24 protein-coding genes are annotated in these 25,719 nt (G+C 35.2%); 19 read left to right on the forward strand and 5 right to left on the reverse strand.

Annotated features, from left to right (window positions below; all coding sequences use genetic code 11):
- Position 1 precedes the first annotated feature (1 nt).
- The 6 genes from dut (at position 2) to CLV33_RS07725 (ending at position 5,464) form a co-directional block, all read left to right on the forward strand.
- Positions 2-436 carry a dUTP diphosphatase gene (gene dut / locus CLV33_RS07700; protein ID WP_042240047.1) on the forward strand — a complete coding sequence of 145 codons (435 nt, stop codon included), beginning with the start codon at positions 2-4 and terminating at the stop codon, positions 434-436.
- 36 nt (positions 437-472) lie between these two features.
- Positions 473-787 (forward strand): GIY-YIG nuclease family protein, encoded by a 315-nt coding sequence (locus tag CLV33_RS07705; protein WP_042240044.1) that lies wholly within the window; start codon positions 473-475, stop codon positions 785-787.
- Positions 788-834: 47 nt separating this feature from the next.
- Positions 835-1,854 (forward strand): sugar phosphate nucleotidyltransferase, encoded by a 1,020-nt coding sequence (locus CLV33_RS07710; RefSeq protein WP_105473398.1) that lies wholly within the window; start codon positions 835-837, stop codon positions 1,852-1,854.
- A gap of 231 nt (positions 1,855-2,085) precedes the next feature.
- Positions 2,086-3,441, forward strand: coding sequence for a tetratricopeptide repeat protein (locus tag CLV33_RS07715; protein ID WP_105473399.1), 1,356 nt, complete (start codon positions 2,086-2,088; stop codon positions 3,439-3,441).
- Positions 3,442-3,467: 26 nt separating this feature from the next.
- Complete coding sequence (locus CLV33_RS07720; RefSeq protein ID WP_244906401.1) at positions 3,468-4,241, forward strand: DUF4292 domain-containing protein; 774 nt, start codon at positions 3,468-3,470, stop codon at positions 4,239-4,241.
- Between the two features lie 29 nt (positions 4,242-4,270).
- On the forward strand, positions 4,271-5,464 hold the full coding sequence (locus CLV33_RS07725; protein ID WP_244906402.1) for a murein hydrolase activator EnvC family protein: 1,194 nt from the start codon (positions 4,271-4,273) through the stop codon (positions 5,462-5,464).
- A gap of 19 nt (positions 5,465-5,483) precedes the next feature.
- On the opposite strand, the gene alr is transcribed toward CLV33_RS07725, so the two are convergent.
- On the reverse strand, positions 5,484-6,596 hold the full coding sequence (alr, locus tag CLV33_RS07730) for an alanine racemase (RefSeq protein WP_105473401.1): 1,113 nt from the start codon (positions 6,594-6,596) through the stop codon (positions 5,484-5,486).
- Positions 6,596-7,237 (reverse strand): thymidine kinase, encoded by a 642-nt coding sequence (locus tag CLV33_RS07735; RefSeq protein ID WP_042240031.1) that lies wholly within the window; start codon positions 7,235-7,237, stop codon positions 6,596-6,598. The genes alr and CLV33_RS07735 overlap by 1 nt, the downstream gene beginning before the upstream one ends.
- A gap of 108 nt (positions 7,238-7,345) precedes the next feature.
- Between CLV33_RS07735 and CLV33_RS07740 the strand changes: the two genes are divergently transcribed.
- The 4 genes from CLV33_RS07740 (at position 7,346) to CLV33_RS07755 (ending at position 9,911) form a co-directional block, all read left to right on the forward strand.
- Complete coding sequence (locus tag CLV33_RS07740) at positions 7,346-8,095, forward strand: hypothetical protein (RefSeq protein WP_042240028.1); 750 nt, start codon at positions 7,346-7,348, stop codon at positions 8,093-8,095.
- Positions 8,096-8,194: 99 nt separating this feature from the next.
- On the forward strand, positions 8,195-8,866 hold the full coding sequence (gene rsmI, locus CLV33_RS07745; RefSeq protein WP_105473402.1) for a 16S rRNA (cytidine(1402)-2'-O)-methyltransferase: 672 nt from the start codon (positions 8,195-8,197) through the stop codon (positions 8,864-8,866).
- A gap of 69 nt (positions 8,867-8,935) precedes the next feature.
- A complete protein-coding gene (locus tag CLV33_RS07750; protein ID WP_105473403.1) occupies positions 8,936-9,280 on the forward strand; it encodes a HopJ type III effector protein in 345 nt (114 codons plus the stop codon).
- A 58-nt stretch (positions 9,281-9,338) separates the two neighbouring features.
- Positions 9,339-9,911, forward strand: coding sequence for a uracil-DNA glycosylase family protein (locus CLV33_RS07755; RefSeq protein ID WP_105473404.1), 573 nt, complete (start codon positions 9,339-9,341; stop codon positions 9,909-9,911).
- A 319-nt stretch (positions 9,912-10,230) separates the two neighbouring features.
- Here CLV33_RS07755 and CLV33_RS07760 read toward each other — a convergent pair whose 3' ends face one another.
- Positions 10,231-10,821 (reverse strand): carboxymuconolactone decarboxylase family protein, encoded by a 591-nt coding sequence (locus CLV33_RS07760; protein ID WP_105473405.1) that lies wholly within the window; start codon positions 10,819-10,821, stop codon positions 10,231-10,233.
- A gap of 55 nt (positions 10,822-10,876) precedes the next feature.
- Here CLV33_RS07760 and CLV33_RS07765 point away from each other — a divergent pair, with 55 nt between their 5' ends.
- The 9 genes from CLV33_RS07765 (at position 10,877) to CLV33_RS07805 (ending at position 21,321) form a co-directional block, all read left to right on the forward strand.
- Positions 10,877-11,305, forward strand: a complete 429-nt coding sequence (locus CLV33_RS07765) for an OsmC family protein (RefSeq protein ID WP_105473406.1) — start codon at positions 10,877-10,879, stop codon at positions 11,303-11,305.
- Between the two features lie 63 nt (positions 11,306-11,368).
- Positions 11,369-13,060, forward strand: a complete 1,692-nt coding sequence (gene recJ / locus CLV33_RS07770; protein WP_105473407.1) for a single-stranded-DNA-specific exonuclease RecJ — start codon at positions 11,369-11,371, stop codon at positions 13,058-13,060.
- A gap of 2 nt (positions 13,061-13,062) precedes the next feature.
- Positions 13,063-14,328 (forward strand): MFS transporter, encoded by a 1,266-nt coding sequence (locus tag CLV33_RS07775; RefSeq protein ID WP_045371639.1) that lies wholly within the window; start codon positions 13,063-13,065, stop codon positions 14,326-14,328.
- 122 nt (positions 14,329-14,450) lie between these two features.
- A complete protein-coding gene (gene trhO / locus CLV33_RS07780; RefSeq protein ID WP_105473408.1) occupies positions 14,451-15,530 on the forward strand; it encodes an oxygen-dependent tRNA uridine(34) hydroxylase TrhO in 1,080 nt (359 codons plus the stop codon).
- 3 nt (positions 15,531-15,533) lie between these two features.
- Positions 15,534-16,778, forward strand: a complete 1,245-nt coding sequence (locus CLV33_RS07785; RefSeq protein ID WP_105473409.1) for a peptidase U32 family protein — start codon at positions 15,534-15,536, stop codon at positions 16,776-16,778.
- On the forward strand, positions 16,778-17,008 hold the full coding sequence (locus CLV33_RS07790) for a ferredoxin (protein ID WP_105473410.1): 231 nt from the start codon (positions 16,778-16,780) through the stop codon (positions 17,006-17,008). The genes CLV33_RS07785 and CLV33_RS07790 overlap by 1 nt, the downstream gene beginning before the upstream one ends.
- Positions 17,009-17,146: 138 nt before the next feature.
- Positions 17,147-18,424, forward strand: a complete 1,278-nt coding sequence (locus CLV33_RS07795; protein ID WP_105473411.1) for a PSP1 domain-containing protein — start codon at positions 17,147-17,149, stop codon at positions 18,422-18,424.
- A complete protein-coding gene (locus tag CLV33_RS07800; protein ID WP_105473412.1) occupies positions 18,402-18,899 on the forward strand; it encodes a gliding motility lipoprotein GldH in 498 nt (165 codons plus the stop codon). The genes CLV33_RS07795 and CLV33_RS07800 overlap by 23 nt, the downstream gene beginning before the upstream one ends.
- Before the next feature lie 64 nt (positions 18,900-18,963).
- A complete protein-coding gene (locus CLV33_RS07805; RefSeq protein ID WP_105473413.1) occupies positions 18,964-21,321 on the forward strand; it encodes a penicillin-binding protein 1A in 2,358 nt (785 codons plus the stop codon).
- Here CLV33_RS07805 and CLV33_RS07810 read toward each other — a convergent pair whose 3' ends face one another.
- Together CLV33_RS07810 and CLV33_RS07815 are read right to left on the reverse strand one after the other, a co-directional pair.
- On the reverse strand, positions 21,322-23,280 hold the full coding sequence (locus CLV33_RS07810) for an acetoacetate--CoA ligase (RefSeq protein WP_105473414.1): 1,959 nt from the start codon (positions 23,278-23,280) through the stop codon (positions 21,322-21,324).
- 454 nt (positions 23,281-23,734) lie between these two features.
- On the reverse strand, positions 23,735-25,408 hold the full coding sequence (locus tag CLV33_RS07815; protein WP_105473415.1) for an ABC transporter ATP-binding protein: 1,674 nt from the start codon (positions 25,406-25,408) through the stop codon (positions 23,735-23,737).
- Positions 25,409-25,719: the final 311 nt, after the last annotated feature.

The raw sequence follows: 25,719 nt of genomic DNA on the forward strand, positions 1-25,719 counted from the left end.
GATGAAAATAAAGATTATAAACAAATCCAGTCACGATTTACCTCATTACGAAACCATTGCTTCTGCAGGAATGGATTTACGCGCGCATATATCAGAAGATAGAGTTTTAAAGCCATTAGAACGCAGTATAGTAGGCACTGGTTTATTTATTGAGTTGCCAGTAGGTATTGAAGCCCAAGTACGCCCCAGAAGTGGTTTAGCGGCAAAAAAAGGCATTACAGTATTAAATGCCCCAGGCACTATTGATGCCGATTACAGAGGAGAAATTGGTGTTATTTTAGTAAATCTTTCAAACGAAGATTTTACCATTCAAAACGGAGAGCGTATTGCACAGTTAGTTATCGCTAAACATGAGCGTGCAGAATGGGTTGAGGTAGAAACGCTTTCTGAAACCGATAGAGGTGAAGGCGGTTTTGGAAGTACGGGAGTTAAATAAATTCCTGCGAAAGCAGGAATCTATTAGTCGATAAGCATGAAATATTGGTATGTCTACATCATGACAAATAAGCCAAACGGTGTTTTGTATATTGGGATAACGGATAATATTGAAGAAAGAATAAAGGAGCATAAATTAAAAGTATATCCTAAATCATTTACAGCAAAGTATAATTGTGATAAATTGGTTTACTTTGAAGAGTTTGAAAATGGAGAGGAAGCAGTTGTTAGAGAAAAACGATTTAAGAAATGGAAAAGAGATTGGAAGATAGAACTGATTGAGGATATGAATTCTAGTTGGTTAGATTTAAGTATCAATTGGAATCTAAATTATAATAAATTACGAGATTAAAATAAAGTTTAACTAAAAAGAGATACCCGCTTTCGCGGGTAGTAAGTATGAAAATAATAGTACCAATGGCAGGTCGAGGATCTCGATTGCGCCCACATAGTTTAACCGTACCAAAACCGTTAATTCCAGTTGCGGGCCAGCCAATAGTACATCGGTTGGTAAAAGATATTGCTAAAGTACTAAAGCAACCTATTGAAGAAATTGCCTTTGTTTTGGGCGATCCTGCTTGGTTTGATGATGCTGTAGTTTCTAAACTAGAAGATTTGGCTAATAGCTTGGGTGCAAAAGCATCGATTTACAGACAAGACAAGCCCTTAGGGACAGGACATGCCATTATGTGCGCAAAACCATCTCTGTCTGGGCCTGCGGTAATTGCCTATGCAGATACATTAATACGTGCAGAATTTGACCTAGATTCAACTGCTGATAGTGTAATTTGGACAAAACAAGTAGACAACCCCGAGGCTTATGGTGTAGTTAAACTGAATAGCAATGATGAAATTGTTGAGTTAGTTGAAAAACCTGAAACCTTTGTAAGCGACCAAGCAGTAATTGGTATCTATTATTTTAAAGATGTTGCCGTTTTAAAAGGAAAACTACAAGAAATACTGGATGAAAATATCACAAACGGTGGCGAATACCAAATTAACGATGGTATTAAGCGCATGATGGCCGATGGCAAAATATTTAAAACAGGCACTGTAGACGAATGGATGGACTGTGGTAACAAAGCTATTACCATAGAAACCAACCAGCGTATGCTAGGGTTTTTAAAAGCCGATGGTGAAGAGCAATTAGTAGCCACGTCTGTAAAATTAGAGAACTCTAATATTATAGAGCCGTGTTTTGTTGGCGAAAATGTAGTATTAAAAAATACTACTATAGGGCCTTTTGTTTCCGTTGGAAATGGTACGGTTATTGAAAACTCTACTGTTAAAAATAGTTTAATTCAAACCTGTACAGAAATTAAAAACGCTAATTTAGATAAAGCTATGATTGGAAATCATGTAAAGTATAATGGTGACTTTACAAGTATAAGCATAGGCGATTATTCGGAATTAGAATAAATTTCTTTGACAACAGGAATCTTTTTCGCAGAAAAGAGTAAAAAGTATCTGTAAACCGGGTGTTGGCAGAAAGTTGCGTTAGGGATTGAACGGCATGTTGGAGCTCCCGACCTAAGGAGGAGCGACTAGTGAAAGCCCGACCGAAGCGATCCTGCAAGGTTTTTTACGCTGAGCGAAGTCGAAGCGTTAACCTTGTGGGTATGAGCGAAGGTAACGCCCAAATAAAAATTAATGAAAAAAAACTGCTACATATTATGTGTTTTCTTTGGAATGTTATGTATTCCGCAGGTAAACTATGCCCAAGTAGATTTCAATAATAAACCAGATGACGATTTAGGTATTGTTGAAGACCAATTTCAAGAGTTGTTTTTCGAGGCCTTAAAACAAAAAGGTATTGAGAATTATGATAAAGCAGCTGAAGCACTTTTAAAGTGTATAGAAATAGATAAATCGTCTGCAGTTTTATATTTTGAGCTGGGTAAAAACTATATGAAACTTAAGAATTTTGGCGCTGCAGAAGACGCTTTAAAAGAAGCTGTTAATAAAGCACCAGATAACGAATGGTATTTAGACGAACTCTACGGGTATTATGTGTCTCAAAACAACTTAAATAAGGCGCTTAAAACAGTAAAGCAGTTGGTAGAGTACCATCCAGATTACAAAGAAGATTTGGCTACGCTTTATGTACAAATGGAAAAATATGATGATGCTCTAGAAATTTTAGATGAGTTAGATGCTTCATTTGGTATTTCGGCAGCTAGAGATGTTTTAAGAAATAGAATTTATAAAGCTACTGGAAGAACTAAAGAACAAATTGAAAACTTAGAGTCTAGGGTAGACAAAAATCCAAAAAACGAATCTAATTATTTAGCGTTAATTTACCGATACAGCGAACAGGGACAAAAAGAGAAAGCCTTTGAAACAGCACAGGAATTACTTAAAATTAAACCAAATTCTCAAGTAGTACACCTAGCACTTTATAAGTTTTATTTAGATAAGAACAACACCGATGAAGCGATAAAATCTATGAAAATTGTTGTGCAGAGTAACGATATTAAACCCGATGCGAAGTTAAAAGTATTATCAGATTTTGTAAATTTTGTGAAGCTACACCCTAAATATGAGGATGACTTATTAGAAGCTACCGCGTTATTGGATGGTACAACCGATGCAAATACATTGGTAGATTTAGGAATGTACTATCTTAATAAAGGCGATAAACAGAATGCTCTGAAATACTTTCAAGAAGCATTAAAATTAGATGGGGACAACTTTACAATATTAAAAAACATACTGCTGTTGCATATTGATTTAAAACAGTTTGATGTTGCTAAAACAAAAAGTGAAGCTGCCATTGAAAAATATCCTGCACAACCCTTATGTTATTTATTACATGGAGTGGCACTAAACGAATTACAAAAGCCCAAAGATGCTATAATAGCTTTAGAAGCTGGTTTAGATTGGATTGTTGACGACACGAAAATAGAGGCCGATTTTTATAATGAATTAGCCAAAGCTTATGAGGTGTTAAACAATACGGCAAAAGCAAAAACGTTTAGGGATAAGGCAAATGCACTTAAATCTTGATTGTGATATTTAAAAAACCTCAAATTTTGACATATAAACACTACATACCATTAGTTTCATTACTATTTTTTTTGGGTTTTACAGGTTGTAAATCTTCAAAAACTATTACCGGAGATAATACTAATTTAAAACTATCGGCGAAACAATTAATTAGAGAAAATGCTAAGACATCCCCCAATTTTAAAACCCTTCAATCTAAATTAAAAATAACATATTCTGAAGGTGAAAAAAAGCAGTCGCATACGGTAAATTACAGAATGGAAAAAGATAAAGTACTCTGGATGAGTGCTACGTTTGGCATTATTAGGGCAAAAATTACTCCTGAAAGTGTGGCGTTTTACAATAAATTAGACAATACTTATTTTGAAGGAGATTTTCAGTATTTCAGTAAATTGTTAGGTACCGAGTTAGATTTTAATAAAGTACAAAACATTATTTTAGGTGAAGCATTATTCAATTTAAAAGATGAAACCTATAATGTTTCAGTTCATCAAGGCAATTATGTGTTACAACCCCAAAACCAACGAGAATTGTTTGAAATATTTTTTCTTTTAAACCCATCACTTTATAAAGTAACATCACAACAATTATCACAAATTGCACAGCAGAGACATTTACAAATCGATTATTTGGCACATCAGGAAATTGACAATCAGGTGTTGCCAGAGCATGTAAAAGTAATAGCTGTTGAGGGCGCTTCTGAAATGATTGCTGAATTAGAGTTTAAATCGGTAACATTAAATGAAGATCTTAGATTTCCGTTTAAAATTCCATCAGGATTTAAGAAGGTAGAATTATAATGCACAATATTAACCACATTTGTAAATTCTTGTTTGTATTGCTCGTTGTTTTGGGGAGTAACGATATATTGGCGCAAAGCAATAAGCAAAAACAGCTAGAAACGCGCCGACAAGAATTACGTAGAGAGATAGAAAAAATAAATGCGTTACGTGCCGAAAATAAATCTAAGGAAAAATCCCAACTCTCGTTAATTGAAGATTTTAACTATAAAATAAGCGTACTAAATAATTTAATAAAGGTTACCAATCAACAGGCCAATTTATTAACACACGAAATTAATAACAACCAAAAGAAAATAGATGATCTTCGGGAGGAATTAAAGTTACTTAAAGAAGATTATGCAGCTATGATTGTTAAGTCCTACAAGAGTAAAAACCAACAAAGCCGAATTATGTTTTTACTATCTTCAAACAATTTTAAACAGGCTTACAAACGTTTGCAGTATATGAAACAGTACGCAAATCACCAAAAAGAACAAGGCGAAACCATTAAAGCGAAAACTGCCGAATTACAGCAAATTAATCAGAATCTATTAGTCCAAAAAGAGGAGAAACAAAAGCTAATTGCCGAAAATAAAAAGACCCAAAATACTTTAGAAAAGGAGCGCGCCCAACACCGCAGCATAATGGCATCGATAAGGAAAGACTTAAGCAAATACACCTCGCAAATAAAAGCAAAACAACAGGAAGCGGCCAGAATTGATAGAGAAATAGAGCGTATTGTAAGGGCAGAAATAGCAAAATCTAATAAAAACACAAGCAGCTCTAGCAGTTCTAGTTTTGCTTTAACAGCTGAGGAAAAGGTGTTAGCTAGCAATTTTGTATCTAATAAAGGTAAACTTCCTTGGCCAGTAGAAAAAGGCTTTGTAAAAGCGCGTTATGGTAAACAACCTTCGTTAATAGACAGATCGCTTACGGTGCAACGTAACGGCGTATTAATTACTACCGAAAAAAATGCCAAGGCAAGAGTTGTATTTAACGGCACGGTTATTAGGGTGGCCGCCATTAGAAACTCTAACCCTATGGTGATGATTAAGCACGGAAATTACATTACGGTATATAAAAACCTATCAAAAGTTTATGTAAAAGAAGGCGACAAGGTTAAAACAAAAGATGTAATTGGAGAAGTATCTACTAGTATAGAAGGCGATACCATTTTAAATTTTTCGATTTTTAAAGATGCACAAACCGAGAATCCTGCAAGTTGGATTTATAAGATGTAGTTTTAAATTTTAAGTAATATTATTTTAAAATTACCCGTTTTACACGTTGCGAGATTCCTGTTATTAATTCATAAGAAATAGTACCTGCACCTTCGGCCAGCACTTCGGCTGTAGTGGTTTTACCATCAAATACTGTAACCTCGTCACCTTCCTCACAGTCTATATGAGTAATATTTACCATAATCATATCCATACAAACATTGCCAATTATGGGTGCTTTTTTCCCGTTTATGGTTACAAAACCTTTATTGTTTCCGTAAATTCTGCTAATACCATCAGCATGTCCTAAAGGTAAAGTTGCTGTTTTTATAAGAGTATCTTTATTTTTAAAAGCACGATTATATCCCACAGAAGCTCCTTTTTTAATGTGGTGAATCTGGGAAATTACAGTTTTTAAACTTGCAATAGGTTTTAAGTTGGCGCTCTCTTTTTTAGAATTTCCAAAACCGTACAAGCCAATACCACAACGTACCATGTCTAGATGCGCTTCGGGGTAATTTAAAACCCCAGAAGTATTGCTCATATGCAATATAGGTTGGTACCCAATAGCTTTAGAGAAGTTGTTTGCAATGCTTTTAAAGCTATGTATTTGGTTTAAGGTAAACGCTTTTTCGTTTAAATCTTCACTGGCTGCTAAATGCGAAAAGAGCGATTTTACCTTAATACTTTGTGTGGTTTTTATTTTTTCAACAATATAGCCCGAATCACTTTCGCTAAACCCTAATCGGTTTAAACCAGTATTAAATTTTATGTGAATAGGATATGCTTTTTGGTTTTCATTTTCAGAAAAATCAATAAATTCACTTAAAATCTTAGCATTATAGAGGCTGGGTTCTAAACAATTTTTAAGAATAACATCAAAATTTACGGCCAAAGTATGTAACACTAAAATGGGTTTGGTAACACCAGCTTTTCTTAGTGCAGCACCTTCGTTGGCGTAGGCTACTGCAAAATAGTCTATGTTTAAGTTCTGTAAATATGTAGCAATTTCCTCAGCATCGTTGCCGTAAGCAAATGCTTTAACAACGGCTAAAAATTGTGTGCCGTTTTTTAACTTCGATTTTAAATACTCAAAATTGTGTTTAAGCGCTTTTAAATCTATTTCAAGAATGGTTTCTTGTACTTTAGGCATTAGGGTTTCTTTTCTTTAGAAGTCACATTCTCTACATCTTCAACCTTCATGGTTTTAATCTTTTCGCTCATGGTAGCTTTGTAATATGCAGCTCTACTTAAAGGTTCGTATTCATCTACTTCACCTAGCATTACAATATCGTCGTTTTTAGATTTTCTATAGCTGTATTGCGCTAAATTACCAGTTCTGGTACATACGGCGTGCACTTTGGTAACGTATTCAGCAGTTGCCATTAAATTTGGCATAGGCCCAAAAGGATTGCCTTTAAAGTCCATATCTAACCCAGCTACAATAACACGTACGCCTTTATTGGCCAAATCGTTACAAACACGAACTATTTCGTCATCGAAAAATTGGGCTTCGTCTATACCTACCACATCACAACCGTCGGCCAAAATAGGAATGTTTGCCGCAGCAGGTACAGGTGTAGAGCGAATTTGGTTTTCGTCATGGCTTACTACCATATCTTCATCGTAGCGCACATCTACGGTAGGTTTAAAAATCTCAACCTTTTGTTTTGCAAATTGTGCACGTTTTAATCGTCTAATAAGTTCTTCGGTCTTACCAGAAAACATCGAGCCACAGATTACCTCAATCCATCCAAATTGTTCTTTATGATTTACTGTATTTTCGAGAAACATTTTGTAATTTTAGCACTAAAACGGTGTTATGCTCCGTTTTTATAAAGGTGGCGTAAATTTATTAAAATCAAAACTGTAAAACGCATTAATTTTTAAAATTGTATCGATATGAAGAAGAAACTAGAATCTGATTTGATAAGTATTGCTCACAGAATTCTTAAACTAAAAGGTAAGGAAGATGTTTTAAAGATGCATGATGAAGCGCGTATGCTTTATGAAAAGCTGTCGGTTCTAAAATTTGCCCATGAAAATTTTGAAGACGATATTCCAACTATTGGTAATAATTCTTCCTTTTTCGATATGTTAGATACTGCTTTTAACAATAAAATAAGCGATACTATAGAGGTTGAGGATAAAATATACATAAACCTTGATGATGTAGAACACGATGATATTTCTGAGCCTGTTATGAACAAAATTAAGGATATGGTAGCCTTTATGCCAGAGCAAACAGAGCAGGATGAAGTAGATGCAATTATAGAATCTATTGTGCCTAAAGAAGAAAGCCACAAAGGAGAATTAGAAGATTTAACGGCAGACTTTAAGGATTTACCTGTTTTTGAGCCTGTTTCTAAACAGCAAACTAAAAACGGACAAGAAAAAAAATCGTTAAACGACCGCATTAAACGTGGTGGACTAAATATTGGGCTAAACGATAAAATAGCTTTTATTAAGCACTTATTTGATGGCAATACTACCGATTACGATCGTGTAATTTCTCAATTAAATACCATACAATCTTTTGAAGATGCCAATAGATTTATTGAAACTATTGTAAAACCAGATTATAACCAATGGCAAGGTAAAGAGGAGTTTGAAGAACGTTTTATTGAAATAATTGAAGCTAAATTTAGTTAATATTTGGGTGTTACCACGCCTAAGAAAAGGCGCGGTCGTGCTTTCCGTTATATCTTTTTATCGTGCCTCAAAAAAGGATGCCACTTCAATCACTAACACATGAGTAAACTTTATATCGTTCCCACACCCATTGGAAATTTAAAAGACATCACATTTAGAGCCATTGAAGTTTTAAAAGAAGTCGATTTAATTCTAGCCGAAGACACTCGAACCTCAGGAAAACTCCTAAAACATTTCGAAATTACTACCCACATGCAATCGCACCATATGCATAACGAGCATAAAACGGTAGAACACATCATACAAAAGTTAAAAACTGGCACTACTGTGGCTTTAATTAGCGATGCTGGTACACCTGCTATTTCCGATCCTGGGTTTTTACTCTCGCGTGCCTGTATAGAAAACAATATTGAAGTAGATTGCCTACCAGGCGCAACTGCATTTGTGCCTGCTTTAGTAAACTCTGGATTACCAAACGATAAATTTGTTTTTGAAGGTTTTCTCCCCGTTAAAAAAGGCAGACAAACCCGATTACTTTCTTTAGCTGAAGAAACCAGAACAATGATTTTTTATGAAAGTCCGCATAAACTCATCAAAACCTTAGGCCATTTTTGTGAATATTTTGGCGAGGACAGGCCCGTTTCAGTATCTCGAGAGCTAACCAAACTATACGAAGAAACCATTCGTGGTACAGCAAAAGAGGTCTTGGCACACTATACGAATAAACCGCCCAAAGGCGAAATTGTTATTGTAGTGGGAGGGAAACCATAAAAAGTGTTTATTAAAAAATAACACTTTAAGTTAAAGATTAATTTTTTTTTAAAACACTTTACGATAGGTATGAATATAGCGTCATTTATAACAAAACTAAAAAACACCCCAGAGCAAGTAGAGTTTTCTGAAACCATGAATATTGTAGACCAAAACTATGAGTTTACACCAACAGCTTTTAAAAACGGAACTTTAGAAAACGCCAAAGGAGAAAACTCAGGATCCTGTAAGCTATTTGCGTTTGCAAAAGCGCAAGGGTTTTCTAAAGAAGAAACTTTAGCCTGTTTTGGTGCTTTTTATTTTGAAGATGTTTTAAAAAACCCAAAAGGCGACGGACACCAAAACATTAGAAACTTTATAAAAACAGGTTTTGAAGGTTTAAGTTTTGAAGATGAGCCTTTAAAGAAAAAATAAGGTTTAGGAATATTGTCCCGAAGTTTTTTTGGTGTGTAAAGACCTTAAACAATAGCTATTGGAACATTTGTTACGTAACATAAAACAATGCACCATCTGTAAAGCACATTTACCGCTTGGTCCACGACCTATAGTTGCAGCACACCCGAAGTCAAAAATAGTTATTATTGGTCAAGCCCCAGGAACAAAAGTACATGCATCGGGCATTCCTTGGGACGATGCCAGTGGGAAGCAATTACGGAAATGGTTAGAAGTAACAAATTCACAATTTTACAACGAAAAAAAGTTTGCCATTATCCCTATGGGGTTTTGCTACCCGGGCAAAGGTAAAAGCGGCGATTTACCACCACGACCAGAATGTGCACCACAATGGCACAAACCATTATTTGATGAATTAAAACATGTGGAATTGGTAATTTTAATAGGGATGTATGCCCAAAACTATTACCTAGGTAAACAAGCGAAGAACACTTTAACCGAAACAGTTGCTAATTTTAAAGACTATTTACCTAAATATTTGGCATTACCGCACCCATCGCCCAGAAATAGGTTTTGGCTGACTAAAAATCCTTGGTTTAAGGTGGAGGTATTGCCGGAGTTGAGGGATCGAATTCAAGATTTAATCAAATAGGTTTTTAATCCATTCAAACATTTTCGAAATTTTAAACAGTGAAACTATTTGAATTAAACCTTTGAGCGGGATTTTGGCTTTTACATCTATACCTAAAAACTCTAGTTTGAATTCAATTCTATTTTTCATTTTCATAATATCTAATGATTTGAAAACGAAAATAATTGCTCTTATTGGATTCGTTTAAGACATGAAATTAAACCCTATTTGCCTATGCAAAAAAACTCTCCATTTCTGGAAAGGTTTTAAAATAAATTATTCGGTATTAGTGGCTAATTAAAAATAGATAATCATCATGAGATTCCTACTTCCGTAGGAATTAACCATGCTTCCCCTTCTCCCAGCCATGTTTTCCTAAATACTGTTCACCGCTTTCTACAGCGCCATCTTCAATACTAGTTCCCATGGAGTCGTTCCATCTATTCAAATACCCAAATAGTGAAATTACACCCAGCATTTCAACAATTTCACCTTCATCCCAATGCTCGTAAAGGCGTTTTTTAATACTTTCATCCACTGCATTAGGCACTTGAGAAGCTGCTAAACTAAAGTCTAAAGCAGCACGTTCTGCTTCGCTAAACGCAGGATGTGTTCTGTATTCCCAAATGTTATCCAGTTGTTCCTGTTCGGCACCATAACGTTCTGCAGCACGAATAGCATGGGCTTGACAATAACGGCAACCAGTAGCATTACTACTTACCCAAGCAATCATACGCTTTAAGGCTGAGGTTACGCGCCCCTGGTTTGCCATTACAGCTTTGTTCAAATTAATAAATGCTTTACTAATGGCAGGTCGCCGTTGCATGGTTAAAACTGAGTTTGGGCAAAACCCCAAGGTTTCATTGAAGAACTTTGCGAGTTCCTTCGTTTCTAAATCGTGGTTTGCAGATAATGGTGTTACTAAAGGCATATTTTATATTTTAAGTAGTATTTTTGAGAACTACAAGTAACAAAAATATTTAAAGATGGCAGTTAAAGTTTCTACAAAATGGTTAGGCGAAATGCGGTTTGAAAGTACAAATCCGTCAGGGCACAATTTATATATAGACGCAGGTGAGGAAAATGGGGGCAAAAACGAAGGGTATCGCCCTAAAGCTTTAATGCTTTCTGGTTTAGCAGGATGTTCTGGTTTAGATGTAGCCGCATTGATTAAAAAAATGAAGCTAAATGTAGATGATTTTAGTATAGAAATTGAAGCAAATTTAACCGATGAGCATCCAAAATATTATGATAAAGTAGCGATGCATTTTCATTTCTACGGATCAGATTTAAATGAAAATAAATTGCAACGGGCTGTAGATTTATCTATAGAAAAATACTGTGGCGTAATGGAAATGTTTAGACAGTTTTCAGAATTAAGTATTAAGACTTTTTTTCATACTAAAACAGTATAAAGTTTTAACATATAACTTTTTACTTTAGAGCACTTTAAGTACTTTTACCTCAAATTTTTTTAAATGCGTTGGACGCTTAAACCAAAACCAGATTTAGAAAAAGTAAAACATCTACAGGAAACCCTTCAAGTAGATGAAATTATTGCTACATTGCTGGTACAACGTGGTGTTGAAACTTATAACGAGGCCAAAGCTTTTTTCCGCCCTAGCTTAAAACATTTACACAATCCGTATTTAATGAAAGATATGGATAAGGCTGTGGCGCGTATAGAAAAAGCAATTGCCCAAAAAGAAAACATTTTAGTTTTTGGCGATTATGATGTAGATGGTACTACGGCGGTGGCTTTAATGGCAACCTACCTAAAAACTAAGCACGATTTGGTTTATACATATATTCCAAACCGTTACGATGAAGGTTACGGCGTTTCTAAAAAAGGAATAAACTTTGCTTTTGAAAACGATTTTACATTAATTATTGCATTAGATTGTGGTATTAAAGCTATTGAGAAAGTTGAATACGCTAAGTCTTTAGGTATCGACTTTATAATATGCGATCACCATAGACCAGGATCAGAAATACCTAATGCTGTTGCAGTTTTAGATCCTAAACAAACCGATTGCAACTACCCCTATAAAGAATTATGTGGTTGTGGTGTTGGGTTTAAGTTAATTCAGGCACTAGCCCAAAACGATGGACTTACTCCAGAAGATTTATTGCCGTATTTAGATTTGGTAGCTACAGCTATTGGTGCAGATATTGTTCCTATTAATGGAGAAAACAGAGTGTTGGCGTATTTTGGGCTACATGTAATAAATACAAAACCAAGACCGGGCATAAAAGCAATTTTAGAGCAGGTTGAAAAAGCAGAACTTACCATTACCGATGTAGTTTTTATAATAGCACCAAGAATTAATGCAGCAGGCCGAATGGAACATGGTAACTTTGCAGTGGCACTTTTAACAGAAGAGGACTACGAAATGGCTAAAGTACATGCGGCAAACATAGACAACTACAATCTAGAACGGCGAGAAACCGATAAAGAAATTACCGAAGCTGCATTACAACAAATAGAAGCACATAAAGAACAAGAACGTGTAACAACTGTTGTGTATCACGAAAGTTGGCATAAAGGTGTTATTGGTATAGTGGCTTCTAGACTTACCGAAACGTATTACCGTCCCACATTGGTATTTACCAAAAGTGGCGAAAATTTAGCAGCTTCGGCTCGTTCTGTAAAAGATTTTGATGTATATAATGCTTTAGAAGCCTGTAGCGAACATATTGAGCAGTTTGGAGGGCATAAATATGCAGCAGGTTTAACATTAAAGAAGGAAAATTATGAAGCTTTTAAGCAAGCTTTTGAAGAAGTGGTGTCTAAAACGATAGATAGAAATTTATTAATTCCAGAAATTAAGATCGATACTCAAATTGATTTGAACGCTATTACCCCTAAATTCTACAGAATATTAAAACAGTTTGCACCCTTTGGCCCAAGTAATATGACACCTGTGTTTATGAGTGAAAATTTAAGAGATACAGGTTATGGCAAATGTGTAGGCGAAGATAAAACACATTTAAGGCTAACAGCAGCACAACCAAACTCTAACGGAATTGTTTGTATAGGCTTTGGTATGGGCGATAAGCACGAATTAATTTCTGATAAAAAACCATTTAAAGCGGTGTATTCTATTGATGAAAATGAGTGGAAAGGAAACATATCACTCCAGTTAAAACTTCGTGATATAAAAGCATAGTTATGGCAAAAACCGATCCTTATGCTGCTTTAAGAATTAAGGAATTCAATATTTTTTTACTACTACGCCTATTTTTAGTGTTTGGGTGGTCTATGCAATTTATTGTAATAGAGTGGCAAGTGTATAGTTTAACTAAAGACCCTTTGTCGCTAGGAATAATAGGTCTTATGGAAATTATTCCAGCTTTTACCATGGCATTGTTTGCAGGTCATATTGTAGATCAAAAAGAAAAAAGGAACTTATTTGCATTGTGTATCGCCGCTTTTTCCTTAATAAGCTTAGGGTTGTTTTTATTAACTTCAAATACAATTGTTGGAGATTGGTCTACAACATCTATTTTGTATTGCATTTATGCACTGGTATTCTTTGGAGGGTTTTTGCGTTCGTTTTTTGGGCCTATTATTTTTTCGTTGGTAGCCTTAATTGTCCCCAAAAAAATCTATCCTAATGCAGCTACTTGGAGTACCAGTACATGGAAAACAGCAGCAGTTCTTGGGGCACTTTTTGGAGGTTTTGCAATAAGTTGGATTGGTGTAACCAAAACATTATGTGTTGTGTTTTTTATGGTTTTGGTTTCATTTTGTCTGGTTTTTTTAATAGAAAAGAAACCAATATTGAACAAAAAAATTGGAGAACCCGTAAAAGAAAGCTTAAAAGTAGGTGTGCGTTTTGTGTTTCAAAATAAAGCTATTTTAGGCGCTTTAACTTTAGATATGATTGCTGTTTTGTTTGGGGGTACAGTAGCAATTCTTTCGGTTTTTGCACAAGATGTTTTAAAAGTTGGTAGCGAAGGTTTTGGTATTTTAAATGCGTCCATATCTATGGGGAGTATTGTAACTATGTTTGCTACAACTTACATTCCAATAAGTAAAAATACCGGTAAAAAATTATTGATTTCAGTATTTATTTTTGGAGTGAGTATTATAGGTTTCGGGCTCTCAAACATCTTCTGGGTAAGTGTTTTAATGTTATTTATAAGTGGTGCTGCCGATGGTATTTCTATGATTATTAGGCAAACTATTTTACAGTTGAAAACCCCAGATGATATGCGTGGGCGTGTATCGTCTGTAAACTCCATGTTTGTTGGTTCTTCTAACGAGCTTGGTGCTTTCGAGAGTGGATTGGCTGCTAAAATAATGGGGCCAGTTGCTGCTGTAATTTTTGGAGGAAGCATGACGTTAATTACGGTTTTTGCCATAGGTGTTAAAAACCCGGTGTTAAGAGAGCTAGATTTAACCGAGGATGTTGCTGCAAGTGAGCTAGAATAATATCTAGTAAACAGAACTTAAATTAGTAGGTTCTTAAACTAAACGCCTAAATTCGTGTAATTCGTATTTAATTGTACCTTTGCGGCTTAAAATATGTCTTTAACCTTAAAAATTAGTATAGCATGCAACTGTACAATACGTTAAGCGCGAAAGAAAGAGCAGAATTAATCGAGAAAGCAGGCAAAGATCGATTAACACTTTCTTTTTACCAATATGCCAAAATTAAGCATCCTCAAGAGTTTAGAGATCAATTATTTATTGCTTGGAACAAATTAGATGTTCTAGGCCGTATTTATGTAGCTACCGAGGGTATTAACGCCCAATTATCGCTTCCTGCCGATCGTTTTCAAGAGTTTAAATCGCATTTAGAAACTATAGATTTTTTAAAAAATATTCGTTTGAATATTGCAATAGAGCAAGACAACATGTCTTTTTTAAAATTAAAAGTTAAAGTGCGCCATAAAATTGTAGCCGATGGATTAAACGACGATACGTTTGATGTAACTAACAAAGGGATGCATGTTGGTGCAGATAAATTTAACCAACTCATAGAAGATGAAAACACCGTTTTGGTAGATATGCGAAACCATTACGAGAGCGAGATAGGTCATTTTAAAAATGCGGTAACACCAGATGTAGATACCTTTAGGGAATCTTTAGATATTATTGAAGCCGATTTAAAAGCACATAAAGAAGACAAAAACCTTGTTATGTATTGTACAGGAGGTATTCGTTGCGAAAAAGCCAGTGCTTACTTTAAGCATAAAGGTTTTAAAAATGTGTATCAGCTAGAAGGTGGTATTATTGAATATACCAGACAAATAAAAGCACAAAATTTAGAGAATAAATTTATTGGTAAAAATTTTGTGTTTGATGAACGTAGGGCAGAAAAGATAAGCGATGATGTTATTGCGCAATGTCACCAATGCGGGGCTCCTTTTGATGTGCACACCAATTGTGCAAACGATGCTTGCCATTTACTGTTTATTCAGTGCGATACCTGTAAAGAAGAGATGGATAATTGCTGCTCTACAGCATGTAAAGAAATACATGCACTACCTTACGAGGCGCAAAAAGCACTGCGTAAAGGCCAAGGCAACAGCAACGATATATTTAAAAAAGGGCGCGCAGACCATTTACCATACAAGAAAGATTTAAGAAATATTTTTGAGACGTTAAAAGTTGATAAGCTTAAAGGTTAAGTTATGCAGAAGATAGAATTAATGGCACCTGCTGGTAACTTCGAATCGTTACAAGCAGCTTTAGACAACGGTGCAGATTCGGTATATTTTGGTGTGGAACAATTAAATATGCGTGCAAGAGCATCCATAAACTTCACTTTAGATGATCTAGATGAAATTTCAAAACGATGTAAAGCTAAAAACGTAAGAACGTACTTAACCTTAAATACAATTATTTACGATCATGATTTATCTATTGTAAAAACGTTGGTTAAAAAGGCTAAGGAAGCAGATATTACTGCAGTTATTGCTATGGATCAAGCTGTAATAGCCATGGCAAGAGAAGCTAATATGGAAGTACATATATCAACCCAAATTAACATCACCAATATCGAGACGGTAAAGTTTTACGCCATGTTTGCCGACACAATGGTATTAAGTCGGGAGTTGAGTTTACGTCAAATAAAAAAAATTACAGAGCAGATTGAAAAGGAACAAATTAAAGGGCCTTCAGGAAAATTAGTAGAAATAGAAATATTTGGTCATGGTGCCCTTTGTATGGCAGTTTCTGGGAAATGTTATATGAGTTTACACTCGCAAAATTCATCAGCAAACCGGGGCGCATGTAAACAAAACTGCAGGAAGAAATACACGGTTATAGATCAGGAAACTGGTTTTGAAATGGAGCTGGATAACGAATATATTATGTCTCCAAAAGACTTGTGTACCATAGATATTCTAGACCAAGTAGCTAATGCTGGTATAAAAGTTTTAAAAATTGAAGGCAGAGGGCGTGCGCCAGAATACGTTGCCAAGGTTATTAAATGCTATCGAGAAGCCATCGATAGTATTGCTAACGGCACTTACAATAAAGCAGAAGTAGTGTCTTGGATGAAAACCTTAGAAACCGTATACAACCGTGGTTTTTGGAATGGGTATTACCTAGGGCAAAAATTAGGCGAATGGAGTAATGGCTCGGGGTCTCATGCTACTCAGAAAAAAGTATATATAGGCAAAGGTGTGCATTATTATACTAAGGCTGGTATTGGCGAATTTCAAATAGATGCCTACTCGGTTTCTATTGGCGATACTATTTTAGTAACAGGCCCCACAACTGGAGCAAAAGAAATGAAGGTTAGCCAAATGCTAGTAAACGATGCCAAATTACAAACGGCTAATAAGGGCGACTCTGTTACTATTCCTTTAGAATTTAGAATCCGCCCATCGGATAAACTTTATAAAATCGTTGAAAATAAAGTGGAGGCCTAATGGTTGTTATTACTTTACAGCGCAACAAGTGTATTGGTTGCAATTACTGTGTGGAATTGGCGCCACAGCAATTTCAAATGTCCAAAAAAGACGGAAAATCGGTATTACTAAAATCTATAGATAAAAAAGGCTTTTTTACTTTAAAATCTAATGACGATTTAATTTTTGATGCTTGCAATAACGCAGCAAAGGCGTGTCCTGTACATATAATTTCAGTAAAACAACGTTAGAGAGTGTTAATCCTCTTTTTTAAGTACTGAGATAATCATATATTTACATCTTAAAGTACTTTTTTGTATTTTAAAAAAATCAGGTATGAATCTTCTTCCGATAAAGCTTAAGTTTTAGTCGGAATCAATATATAAAATATGGCTTGTGCAAGTTGCTCAACAAAAGACGGCTCTCCAAAGGGCTGCAAAAATAATGGTACTTGTGGGACAGATAGCTGCAATAAACTAACCGTTTTTGATTGGTTAGCAAACATGTCTCTACCAAATGGTGAAAAACCTTTTGATTGGGTTGAGGTACGTTATAAAAACGGCAGAAAACACTACTACAAAAACACCGAAAATTTAACCTTAAGTATTGGCGATATTGTGGCTACTCAGGCACAAGCAGGTCATGATATTGGTATGGTTACCCTTACGGGCGAATTGGTTCGAGTGCAAATGAAGCGCAAAAACATTGCCCCAGAAGGTGAAGAAATTTTAAAAATATACAGAAAAGCAACCCAGAAAGATATTGATATTTGGCAGAAATCTCGCGATAAAGAAGAGCCAATGAAGGTAAAAGCGCGCCAGTTTGCTATAGATTTGAAATTGCAAATGAAAATTTCAGATATTGAGTTTCAGGGCGATGGCAGTAAAGCTACATTTTATTACACAGCCGAAGAACGTGTAGATTTTAGAGAACTTATTAAGGTGTTTGCTCGAGAGTTTAGAACGCGTATTGAGATGCGTCAGGTAGGTTTTCGTCAAGAAGCTTCAAGATTAGGAGGTATTGGGTCTTGTGGGCGTGAGTTGTGTTGTTCTACGTGGTTAACCGATTTTCGTTCTGTTAGCACATCGGCAGCACGCTATCAGCAACTATCTTTAAATCCACAAAAATTAGCGGGTCAATGCGGAAAGTTAAAGTGTTGTTTAAACTATGAATTGGATACCTATTTAGATGCGCTTAAGGAATTTCCTAAAACAGAGATAAAACTTAAGACTGATAAAGGTATTGCTGTTTGCCAAAAAACCGATATTTTTAAAGGTCATATGTGGTATGCCTATGAAGGCGAATGGATGAATTGGCATAAAATTACGGTACAGCAAGCCAACGAAATAATAGAAATAAACTCACAAAATAAAACAGTTACTAGTCTTGAAGAATATGCCTTAGATCTTGCCGAGGATACTAAAGTTGAGTTTGAAAACGTTGTGGGACAAGACAGTTTAACACGATTTGATAGTCCAAAGCGTAATAAAAAACGTAAAAATAATAGACGGAAAGGCAATCAAAATAAAAAGAACACTCAAAATAATCAAACAACACAGAGTGGTTCTAACACCAAAAACGAGACGTCTAAAACAAACCAAAATAAAAGAAGAAGAAACAATAAAAGAAAACCACAAAATAAAAATGCTAAGAATAACCAGAAATAGTGCTTTAATTCTGGCACTGGTTTTTTGTTTCATTTCCTGTGATGATCACCGTGTTTTTGATGCTTATACATCTGTGCCTAACAGGTGGCACAAAGACTCAATAGTCAGTTTTAAAATTAATCCACCAGATACTGTTAACCCATATAACTTATTTGTAAACCTTAGAAATACCAATGCCTATAAGTATAATAATTTGTTTTTAATTGTAGAAATGACTTTTCCTCACGGAAAAATTATTAAGGACACATTGGAATATAGAATGGCAGAACCTTCAGGGAAACTTTTAGGAACTGGCATAACCGATATTAAAGAAAATAAATTGTGGTACAAAGAAAGCGTTGTTTTTAACGAAGCTGGCGAGTACGAAGTTAGTATACAGCACGCTATGAGAGAAAGCGGTAAGGTAAATGGCATTACCCATTTAGAAGGTATTACAGATGTAGGTTTTAGAGTAGAAAAACCAAAAAATAATTAAACAGTTACATCGAGTAATTTCCATTAAGAGAAATAGTATCGATATGTATTAAAAATGGTAGTACATGGCAAAAGCAAAAACTAAAAAAGAAACTACAGAAGCCCAAGGATTTTCAAAGTATGTACGATGGTTCTGGATAATGTTCTTGGGAGGAATTTTATTTATAATTCTTCTGTTTTTATTAGCATCTTGGAATGTATTTGGTGAAATGCCAGATCATACGGTTTTAGAAAATCCTAAAACAAACTTAGCCACTGAAATAATATCTTCAGACGGAAAAACTTTAGGTAAGTTTTATTTTAATGATAATAGAACACCTGTGGGGTATGAAGAATTACCAGATCACTTAGTCGAAGCTTTAATAGCTACTGAAGATGAGCGGTTTAAAAACCACTCTGGAATAGATGCTCGTGGTACATTGCGCGCCATTTTTAAATTAGGACGAGGCGGAGGCGCCAGTACAATTTCACAACAGTTGGCAAAACAACTATTTCATGGAGAAGGCTCTAAAAGGACTGTAGGTAGAATTACCCAAAAAATAAAAGAATGGATAATTGCTACCCGTTTAGAGCGCCAATATACCAAAGAAGAAATTATAGCTCAATACTTTAATATTTACGATTTTGGTAATAATGCCGATGGTATAAGAAGTGCCGCGGCAATATATTTTGATAAAGAACCGAATGAATTAAGCTTAAAGGAATCTGCCATGTTAGTGGGGATGTTTAAAAATTCATCATTGTATAACCCAAGGCGCAACCCTGTTGGTGTAAAAAACAGGAGAAATGTTGTATTATTTCAAATGATGCGCAATGGTTATATTAGTGAAACCTTAAAAGACTCATTACAAAACACAGAACTCGATTTAAAATATACCCCACAATCGCATCGGGATGGAATAGCAACATATTTTAGAGGGTATTTATCAACCTTTATGAAAGATTGGATTAAAAATAATCCAAAACCAGATGGCACGAAATGGAGTTTGTACAACGACGGATTAACTATTTATACAACTATAGATTCGCGTATGCAAAAATATGCTGAAGCAGCTGTAGAACAACACATGCCTAGGTTACAAGCCGAATTTTTTGTTCAAAATACACCACAACGAAACCCAACTGCGCCATTTTTGGAGCTAGATAATGAAGAGATTAAAGATTTGATGCAACGTTCTATGAAACAATCTGAACGTTGGCGGCATATGAAGTACGACCTAAAAAAATCTGATAAAGAAATTATCGAATCGTTTCAAAAACCAGTTCCAATGTCGGTTTTTGCATGGAAAGACGGTGAGCCTAGTGAAATAGATACGATTATGAAACCCATAGATTCTATGCGGTATTATAAATCGTTCTTAAGAACCGGGATGATGTCTATAGACCCACGTACAGGCCATGTAAAAGCTTGGGTTGGAGGTATGGATTATAAGCATTTTCAATACGATATGGTAAAACAAGGAAAGCGCCAAATAGGCTCTACGTTTAAACCGTTAGTGTATACCGCTGCGATAGACCAATTACATTTTTCGCCTTGTGATGAGTTTCCAGATACCCCATTTTGTATAGAGGCCAACAAATACGGAAACCCCGAAGAATGGTGCCCAAAGAATTCTAACAACGATTACGGTGGTAATCGCACTCTTAGAAACGCGTTAGCTAACTCTGTAAATACTGTTACAGCGCGTTTAATTGATAAAGTAGGTCCGCAAACTGTAGCAGATTTAGCAGCTAAATTAGGGATAGAGTCAGAAATTCCACCTGTGCCTTCCATTGCTTTAGGTACACCAGATATTAGTGTGTACGAAATGGTTGGTGCCTATGCTGCTTTTGCTAACAAAGGCGTGTACACTAAACCAGTAATGGTAACAAGTATTGAGGATAAAAATGGTACCATACTATATCAATTTACTCCAGAAACACGTGACGTTATAAGCGAAGAAACGGCTTATGTGGCAACAAAACTTATGGAAGGAGTTACACAATCTGGTTCGGGGGCAAGACTAAGAACAAGAGGCGCAGATTCATACAGAGCAGATTACAGAGAAATAGTTACAGGTTACCCATACGAGTTTACAAATCCAATAGCTGGTAAAACAGGAACTACACAAAATCAAAGTGATGGTTGGTTTATGGGTATGGTGCCCAATTTAGTTACTGGCGTTTGGGTTGGTGGTGAAGATAGAGCAGTGCACTTTAGAACAATTACCTACGGACAAGGTGCTGCTATGGCACTACCAATTTGGGCATTGTATATGAAAAGTTGTTATGCCGATGAAACGTTAAATATCTCTAAAGAAGATTTTGAAGCGCCTGAAGATCTTTCTATAGTTGTAGATTGTTCGGAGTCTACTGGTGGAAAAACCATTATTAGTGATGATGATTTATTAAATGAAGAAGTACCTGAAGACTTAGAGTTTTAATTAAATTTTTTTAGCAAACTCAATAAAGAAGTCAACACATTCTGGATTGCGCATTGCATCTAAATTAATAGAGGTTTCTAAGGGCATTTTTAAAAGAATCTTCTTAATTGGAGCTTCCATTTTTTTGCCGCTTATGGTGTATGGTATGTCCGCCACTTCAATAATGTCGTCAGGAACATGTCTTGGGGAATAATCAGTTTTTAATTGTGAATTTATTTCTTGTTTAATGGCATTATTAAGCTTAAATCCAGCTTTTAATTTTATAAAAAGCGGCATATAATGTTTACCTTCTTCTAGTTCAAGGTTAATAATAAGCGCATCTTCTATAGCCGAAATTTTATTTACAGCACTGTAAATTTCACTTGTACCAATGCGTATGCCATGTCTGTTTAATGTGGCATCAGAGCGTCCGTAAATAATTAAACCCTTTGTTTCTGGGTTAATTTTAATAAAATCACCATGTCGCCACTTACCAGGATAATCTTCAAAATAACTCGATTTATATCGGGCATTATTCTCGTCGTTCCAAAAGAAAATAGGCATTGAGGGCATTGGCTTGTCTATAACCATTTCTCCTAGTTCGTCTTCAACGGGGTTTCCTTTAGAATCTAGCGCATGTAACGATACACCTAAGGCTCTACATTGAATTTCTCCAGAATAAACCGCATAAAAAGGTGTGCCACCAACAAAAGCAGTACAAACATCGGTACCTCCTGCCATAGAACATAACCATACATCGGTTTTTATGGCCTCATAAACATAATTAAATGCCTCTGCTGGTAACGGTGCTCCTGTTGAGCTAATAGAACGTATAGAAGTTAGCTTATGATGTGTTTTAGGGCTACTATTTTTTTTCATATTAGCAACCAAATAAGGTGCACTTGTACCAAAATGATGAATAGTCAACTCATCTGATAATGCCCAAAGAGAATCAAATTCTGGGTAAGTTGGTGAACCGTCGTACAATACAATGGATGCGCCCATTAGAAGTGCAGATTGTAAAAAATTCCACATCATCCAACCTGTGGTTGTAAACCAAAAATAGTTTTCGCCTTTGTGCACATCGTTATGAAAGGCCATGTATTTATAGTGTTCTAATAAAATACCTCCGTGAGAATGCACAATGGCTTTTGGTAGTCCTGTAGTGCCCGATGAATACAACACCCAAATAGGATGATTAAAATCTACGGGTTGAAATTGTATTTCGCCTCCAGGAACTTTAAATACAGTTTCAATATCAATATACTTGTCGCTAAAATTATCTAATGCACTTTCGTTGAGGTAAGGAAGCATTATTATTTTGGTTAGCGTAGGTAATTCTGCTACTATATCTTTAACCGTAGTTGTTTTATCATAGGGTTTACCGTTGTAGCGGTAACCATCTACCGCAAAAAGTACTTTAGGTTTTATTTGTGCAAAACGGTTTACCACACTTTCGGTACCAAAATCTGGCGAGGTACTAGACCAAATGGCGCCTATGGCATTTGTAGCTAAAAACCCTATTGTAGCTTCGGGAACATTAGGAAGAAAAGCTACCACACAATCGCCTTTAGTTACGCCCAAAGATTTTAAATAAGTGATGGTAGAGGCCACTTTACGCTCTAATTCCTTCCATGTTATGGATTTTTGAATGCCATTTTCATTACTAAAATAAATAGCCGTTGCTTCGGTTTTAGATTGTTTAAAAATGTGTTCTGCATAGTTTAACGTGGCACCTTCAAACCATTTACATTCGGGCATATTGTGAGACGATAAAACTTTGGAGTAGGGCGAATGAGATGTTACTTTAAAATAATGCCAAATGCTCTCCCAGAAGTCTTCTATATTTTCGGTAGACCATTCCCATAAGCTATGGTAATCGTTAAACTCTAAATTACGATGTTCCTTTAGCCATTTACAATAATTATTTAAATGACTCTTATTTTTAAAGTTAGTATTGCCTTCCCAAAGTTTTTTCATTCTATCAGTTAGTTGGTTTATGTATCAAATATAAAGATTTATGTGTAAGAATTAACACCAAAGCTTTAGTGGTGATTGATAAATGATGTTTTATAATTCTTATAAATGTTAAAATAAAATGTATTTCATCGATTATATGTGTTTTTAGTCGTTATTTTTGAAAAAAAAGTAGATATTAGCAGTCCCAAATCAACCTAATTAAAATAGATTTCCCCCAAATCTATCATAAATTTAAAAACTTATGGATATGGCCACAAATCTACCTGAACAACCTACGAAACGGGATAGTAAATTTAAGGAAACTTTACACCAAAATATGCAATTTATTAGAGGTGTTTTCTATCTCACAAAAAAAATATTTATGCTTTAGCCTTAAATAGGTTTGCGAATATTTTATTTAAATCTTGCTTAAAAAATCTACCAATTTTTAGTTTTTTTAAGCGAGATTTTTAATTTATATCCCTTTGGGAATAGCATCAATTAACTTTTGGGTATAACTTTTTTTGGGGTTATCATAAATAGTGTCGGCATCACCTAGTTCTTCAATTTTACCATTGTTCATTACCAATAATTGGTCTGCCATATACTTTACCACTGCCAGATCGTGGGAGATAAAAATGTAAGTGAAGCCAAAATCTGCCTTCAGTTCATTTAAAAGATTTAACACTTGTGCTTGTACCGAAATATCTAAGGCAGAAACAGACTCATCGCATACTATTAATTTAGGTTGAAGTGCTATAGTTCTTGCAATGCCAATTCGTTGCCGTTGCCCTCCAGAAAACTCATGAGGATAACGGCTAAAAAAGTCGCTAGAAAGTCCAACCCTATTTAAAAGTTCTAATACTTTCGCTTTTCGTTCTGTATCAGAATTATAAAGCTTATGCACAGTCATGGGTTCCATTATGGCTTTTCCAACAGGAATTCTTGGATTTAAAGATGCGAACGGGTCTTGAAAAATAATTTGAATATCCTTTCTTAATTTTCGAGTTTCGGATGTAGACAATTTTGTAATATCTGTACCCTTATATAGAATGCTTCCAGCCGTAGCTTTATCCAATTGAAGAATAGCATTACCTAGTGTAGACTTACCACATCCAGATTCGCCTACCAAACCTAAAGTTTCACCTTCATAAAGTTTAAAACTAACGCCATTTACAGCCTTAAAGGTTTGAGGTTTAGAGAACCATCCAGATTTTGAAATGTATTCCTTTTCAACGTTAATAACTTCCAAAATTGGTGGTTTACTATATAGAAGTTGGTGTGCTTTTTTCCGTTTTTCAGGAGTTATAATTTCAGATTTAAAGTTGCTGTTTAAAACATCTTTTATGGTTGGCAATACCTTTTGTCTTTCGTTTAAGGAAGGTCTCGCGTTAATAAGTGCCTTTGTATATTCGTTTTTAGGTGACTTAAATATGTCTGTAATACGCCCTTGTTCAACTATTTCTCCTTTGTACATAACTAAAACCCTATTTGCAATTTCTGAAATTAAGGCTAAATCGTGCGTAATGAATAGAATACTCATTTTAGTTTCGGCCTGTAACTCTCTAAGCAAGATTATAATGTCCTTTTGTACCGTAACATCTAAGGCCGTTGTAGGTTCGTCTGCAATTAAAATATCTGGTTTACAAGCAATTGCCATGGCAATCATTACACGTTGTTTTTGTCCGCCAGAAATTTCATGAGGGTACGCTTTAAAAACGCGTTCAATAATGGGTAATTTTACTTTTTCAAATAATGAAAGCGTTTCTGTTTTAGCTTCAGTTTTTGATAGTGAGGTATGTTGCAACAGAATTTCTTGAACTTGAGTGCCGCACGTCATAGAAGGATTTAAAGAACTCATAGGCTCTTGAAAAATCATGGCAATTTTTCTGCCTCTAATAGTTTGAAATCCTTTGGATGAAAGCGTAGTTAAATTAATATTGTTATACCGTATACTACCCGATGTAATTTTAGAAATTCGCTTGGGAAGCAACCCTAAAATGGCTAAAGATGATACCGATTTCCCCGAACCAGATTCTCCTACTATACCCAATATCTCATTTTTATTTAAGTGGTATGAAATATTGTGGATAACGTCATTATCATTAAAGGCAATGGAAAGATTTGTTACAGATAAAATAGGTTTCAATACTTTGTATTTTTATATACCAAAGATACTAAAATTGAAATGTGGTTCAGTTTTGAATGTCTTTAATTGAATCACATTGTAGGGTTTTTCTTTTTTGGTTTTATGGTATAGCCATAAAAACGCTAAAAGACCTAAGATAAATAACTTGGGTGAGGGTTTTCTGAAAAGAAAATATTACTTTGAACCTCTATTATTAACCTCTTAACGAACCAACCCATGAAAAAAATTACTTTGCTAAGTGTGTTATTATTTTTGATGACACAGTTTAACTTCTCTCAATCCCTTTCAGGAAAACGAATCAAGATTGCTAA

The sequence above is a fragment of the Jejuia pallidilutea genome, from assembly GCF_002973595.1.
Classification (GTDB): Bacteria; Bacteroidota; Bacteroidia; order Flavobacteriales; family Flavobacteriaceae; genus Jejuia; species Jejuia pallidilutea.

What these genes read in the sequence shown, in the direction of transcription:
- alr (WP_105473401.1), bottom strand. Translation starts at nt 6,596, where the DNA reads ATGCCTAAAGTACAAGAAACCATTCTTGAAATAGATTTAAAAGCGCTT.
- CLV33_RS07750 (WP_105473403.1), top strand. Translation starts at nt 8,936, where the DNA reads ATGAATATAGCGTCATTTATAACAAAACTAAAAAACACCCCAGAGCAA.
- CLV33_RS07810 (WP_105473414.1), bottom strand. Translation starts at nt 23,280, where the DNA reads ATGAAAAAACTTTGGGAAGGCAATACTAACTTTAAAAATAAGAGTCAT.
- dut (WP_042240047.1), top strand. Translation starts at nt 2, where the DNA reads ATGAAAATAAAGATTATAAACAAATCCAGTCACGATTTACCTCATTAC.
- CLV33_RS07740 (WP_042240028.1), top strand. Translation starts at nt 7,346, where the DNA reads ATGAAGAAGAAACTAGAATCTGATTTGATAAGTATTGCTCACAGAATT.
- CLV33_RS07760 (WP_105473405.1), bottom strand. Translation starts at nt 10,821, where the DNA reads ATGCCTTTAGTAACACCATTATCTGCAAACCACGATTTAGAAACGAAG.
- CLV33_RS07710 (WP_105473398.1), top strand. Translation starts at nt 835, where the DNA reads ATGAAAATAATAGTACCAATGGCAGGTCGAGGATCTCGATTGCGCCCA.
- recJ (WP_105473407.1), top strand. Translation starts at nt 11,369, where the DNA reads ATGCGTTGGACGCTTAAACCAAAACCAGATTTAGAAAAAGTAAAACAT.
- CLV33_RS07715 (WP_105473399.1), top strand. Translation starts at nt 2,086, where the DNA reads ATGAAAAAAAACTGCTACATATTATGTGTTTTCTTTGGAATGTTATGT.
- CLV33_RS07705 (WP_042240044.1), top strand. Translation starts at nt 473, where the DNA reads ATGAAATATTGGTATGTCTACATCATGACAAATAAGCCAAACGGTGTT.
- CLV33_RS07795 (WP_105473411.1), top strand. Translation starts at nt 17,147, where the DNA reads ATGGCTTGTGCAAGTTGCTCAACAAAAGACGGCTCTCCAAAGGGCTGC.
- CLV33_RS07735 (WP_042240031.1), bottom strand. Translation starts at nt 7,237, where the DNA reads ATGTTTCTCGAAAATACAGTAAATCATAAAGAACAATTTGGATGGATT.
- CLV33_RS07805 (WP_105473413.1), top strand. Translation starts at nt 18,964, where the DNA reads ATGGCAAAAGCAAAAACTAAAAAAGAAACTACAGAAGCCCAAGGATTT.
- rsmI (WP_105473402.1), top strand. Translation starts at nt 8,195, where the DNA reads ATGAGTAAACTTTATATCGTTCCCACACCCATTGGAAATTTAAAAGAC.
- CLV33_RS07765 (WP_105473406.1), top strand. Translation starts at nt 10,877, where the DNA reads ATGGCAGTTAAAGTTTCTACAAAATGGTTAGGCGAAATGCGGTTTGAA.
- CLV33_RS07790 (WP_105473410.1), top strand. Translation starts at nt 16,778, where the DNA reads ATGGTTGTTATTACTTTACAGCGCAACAAGTGTATTGGTTGCAATTAC.
- CLV33_RS07785 (WP_105473409.1), top strand. Translation starts at nt 15,534, where the DNA reads ATGCAGAAGATAGAATTAATGGCACCTGCTGGTAACTTCGAATCGTTA.
- CLV33_RS07775 (WP_045371639.1), top strand. Translation starts at nt 13,063, where the DNA reads ATGGCAAAAACCGATCCTTATGCTGCTTTAAGAATTAAGGAATTCAAT.
- CLV33_RS07800 (WP_105473412.1), top strand. Translation starts at nt 18,402, where the DNA reads ATGCTAAGAATAACCAGAAATAGTGCTTTAATTCTGGCACTGGTTTTT.
- trhO (WP_105473408.1), top strand. Translation starts at nt 14,451, where the DNA reads ATGCAACTGTACAATACGTTAAGCGCGAAAGAAAGAGCAGAATTAATC.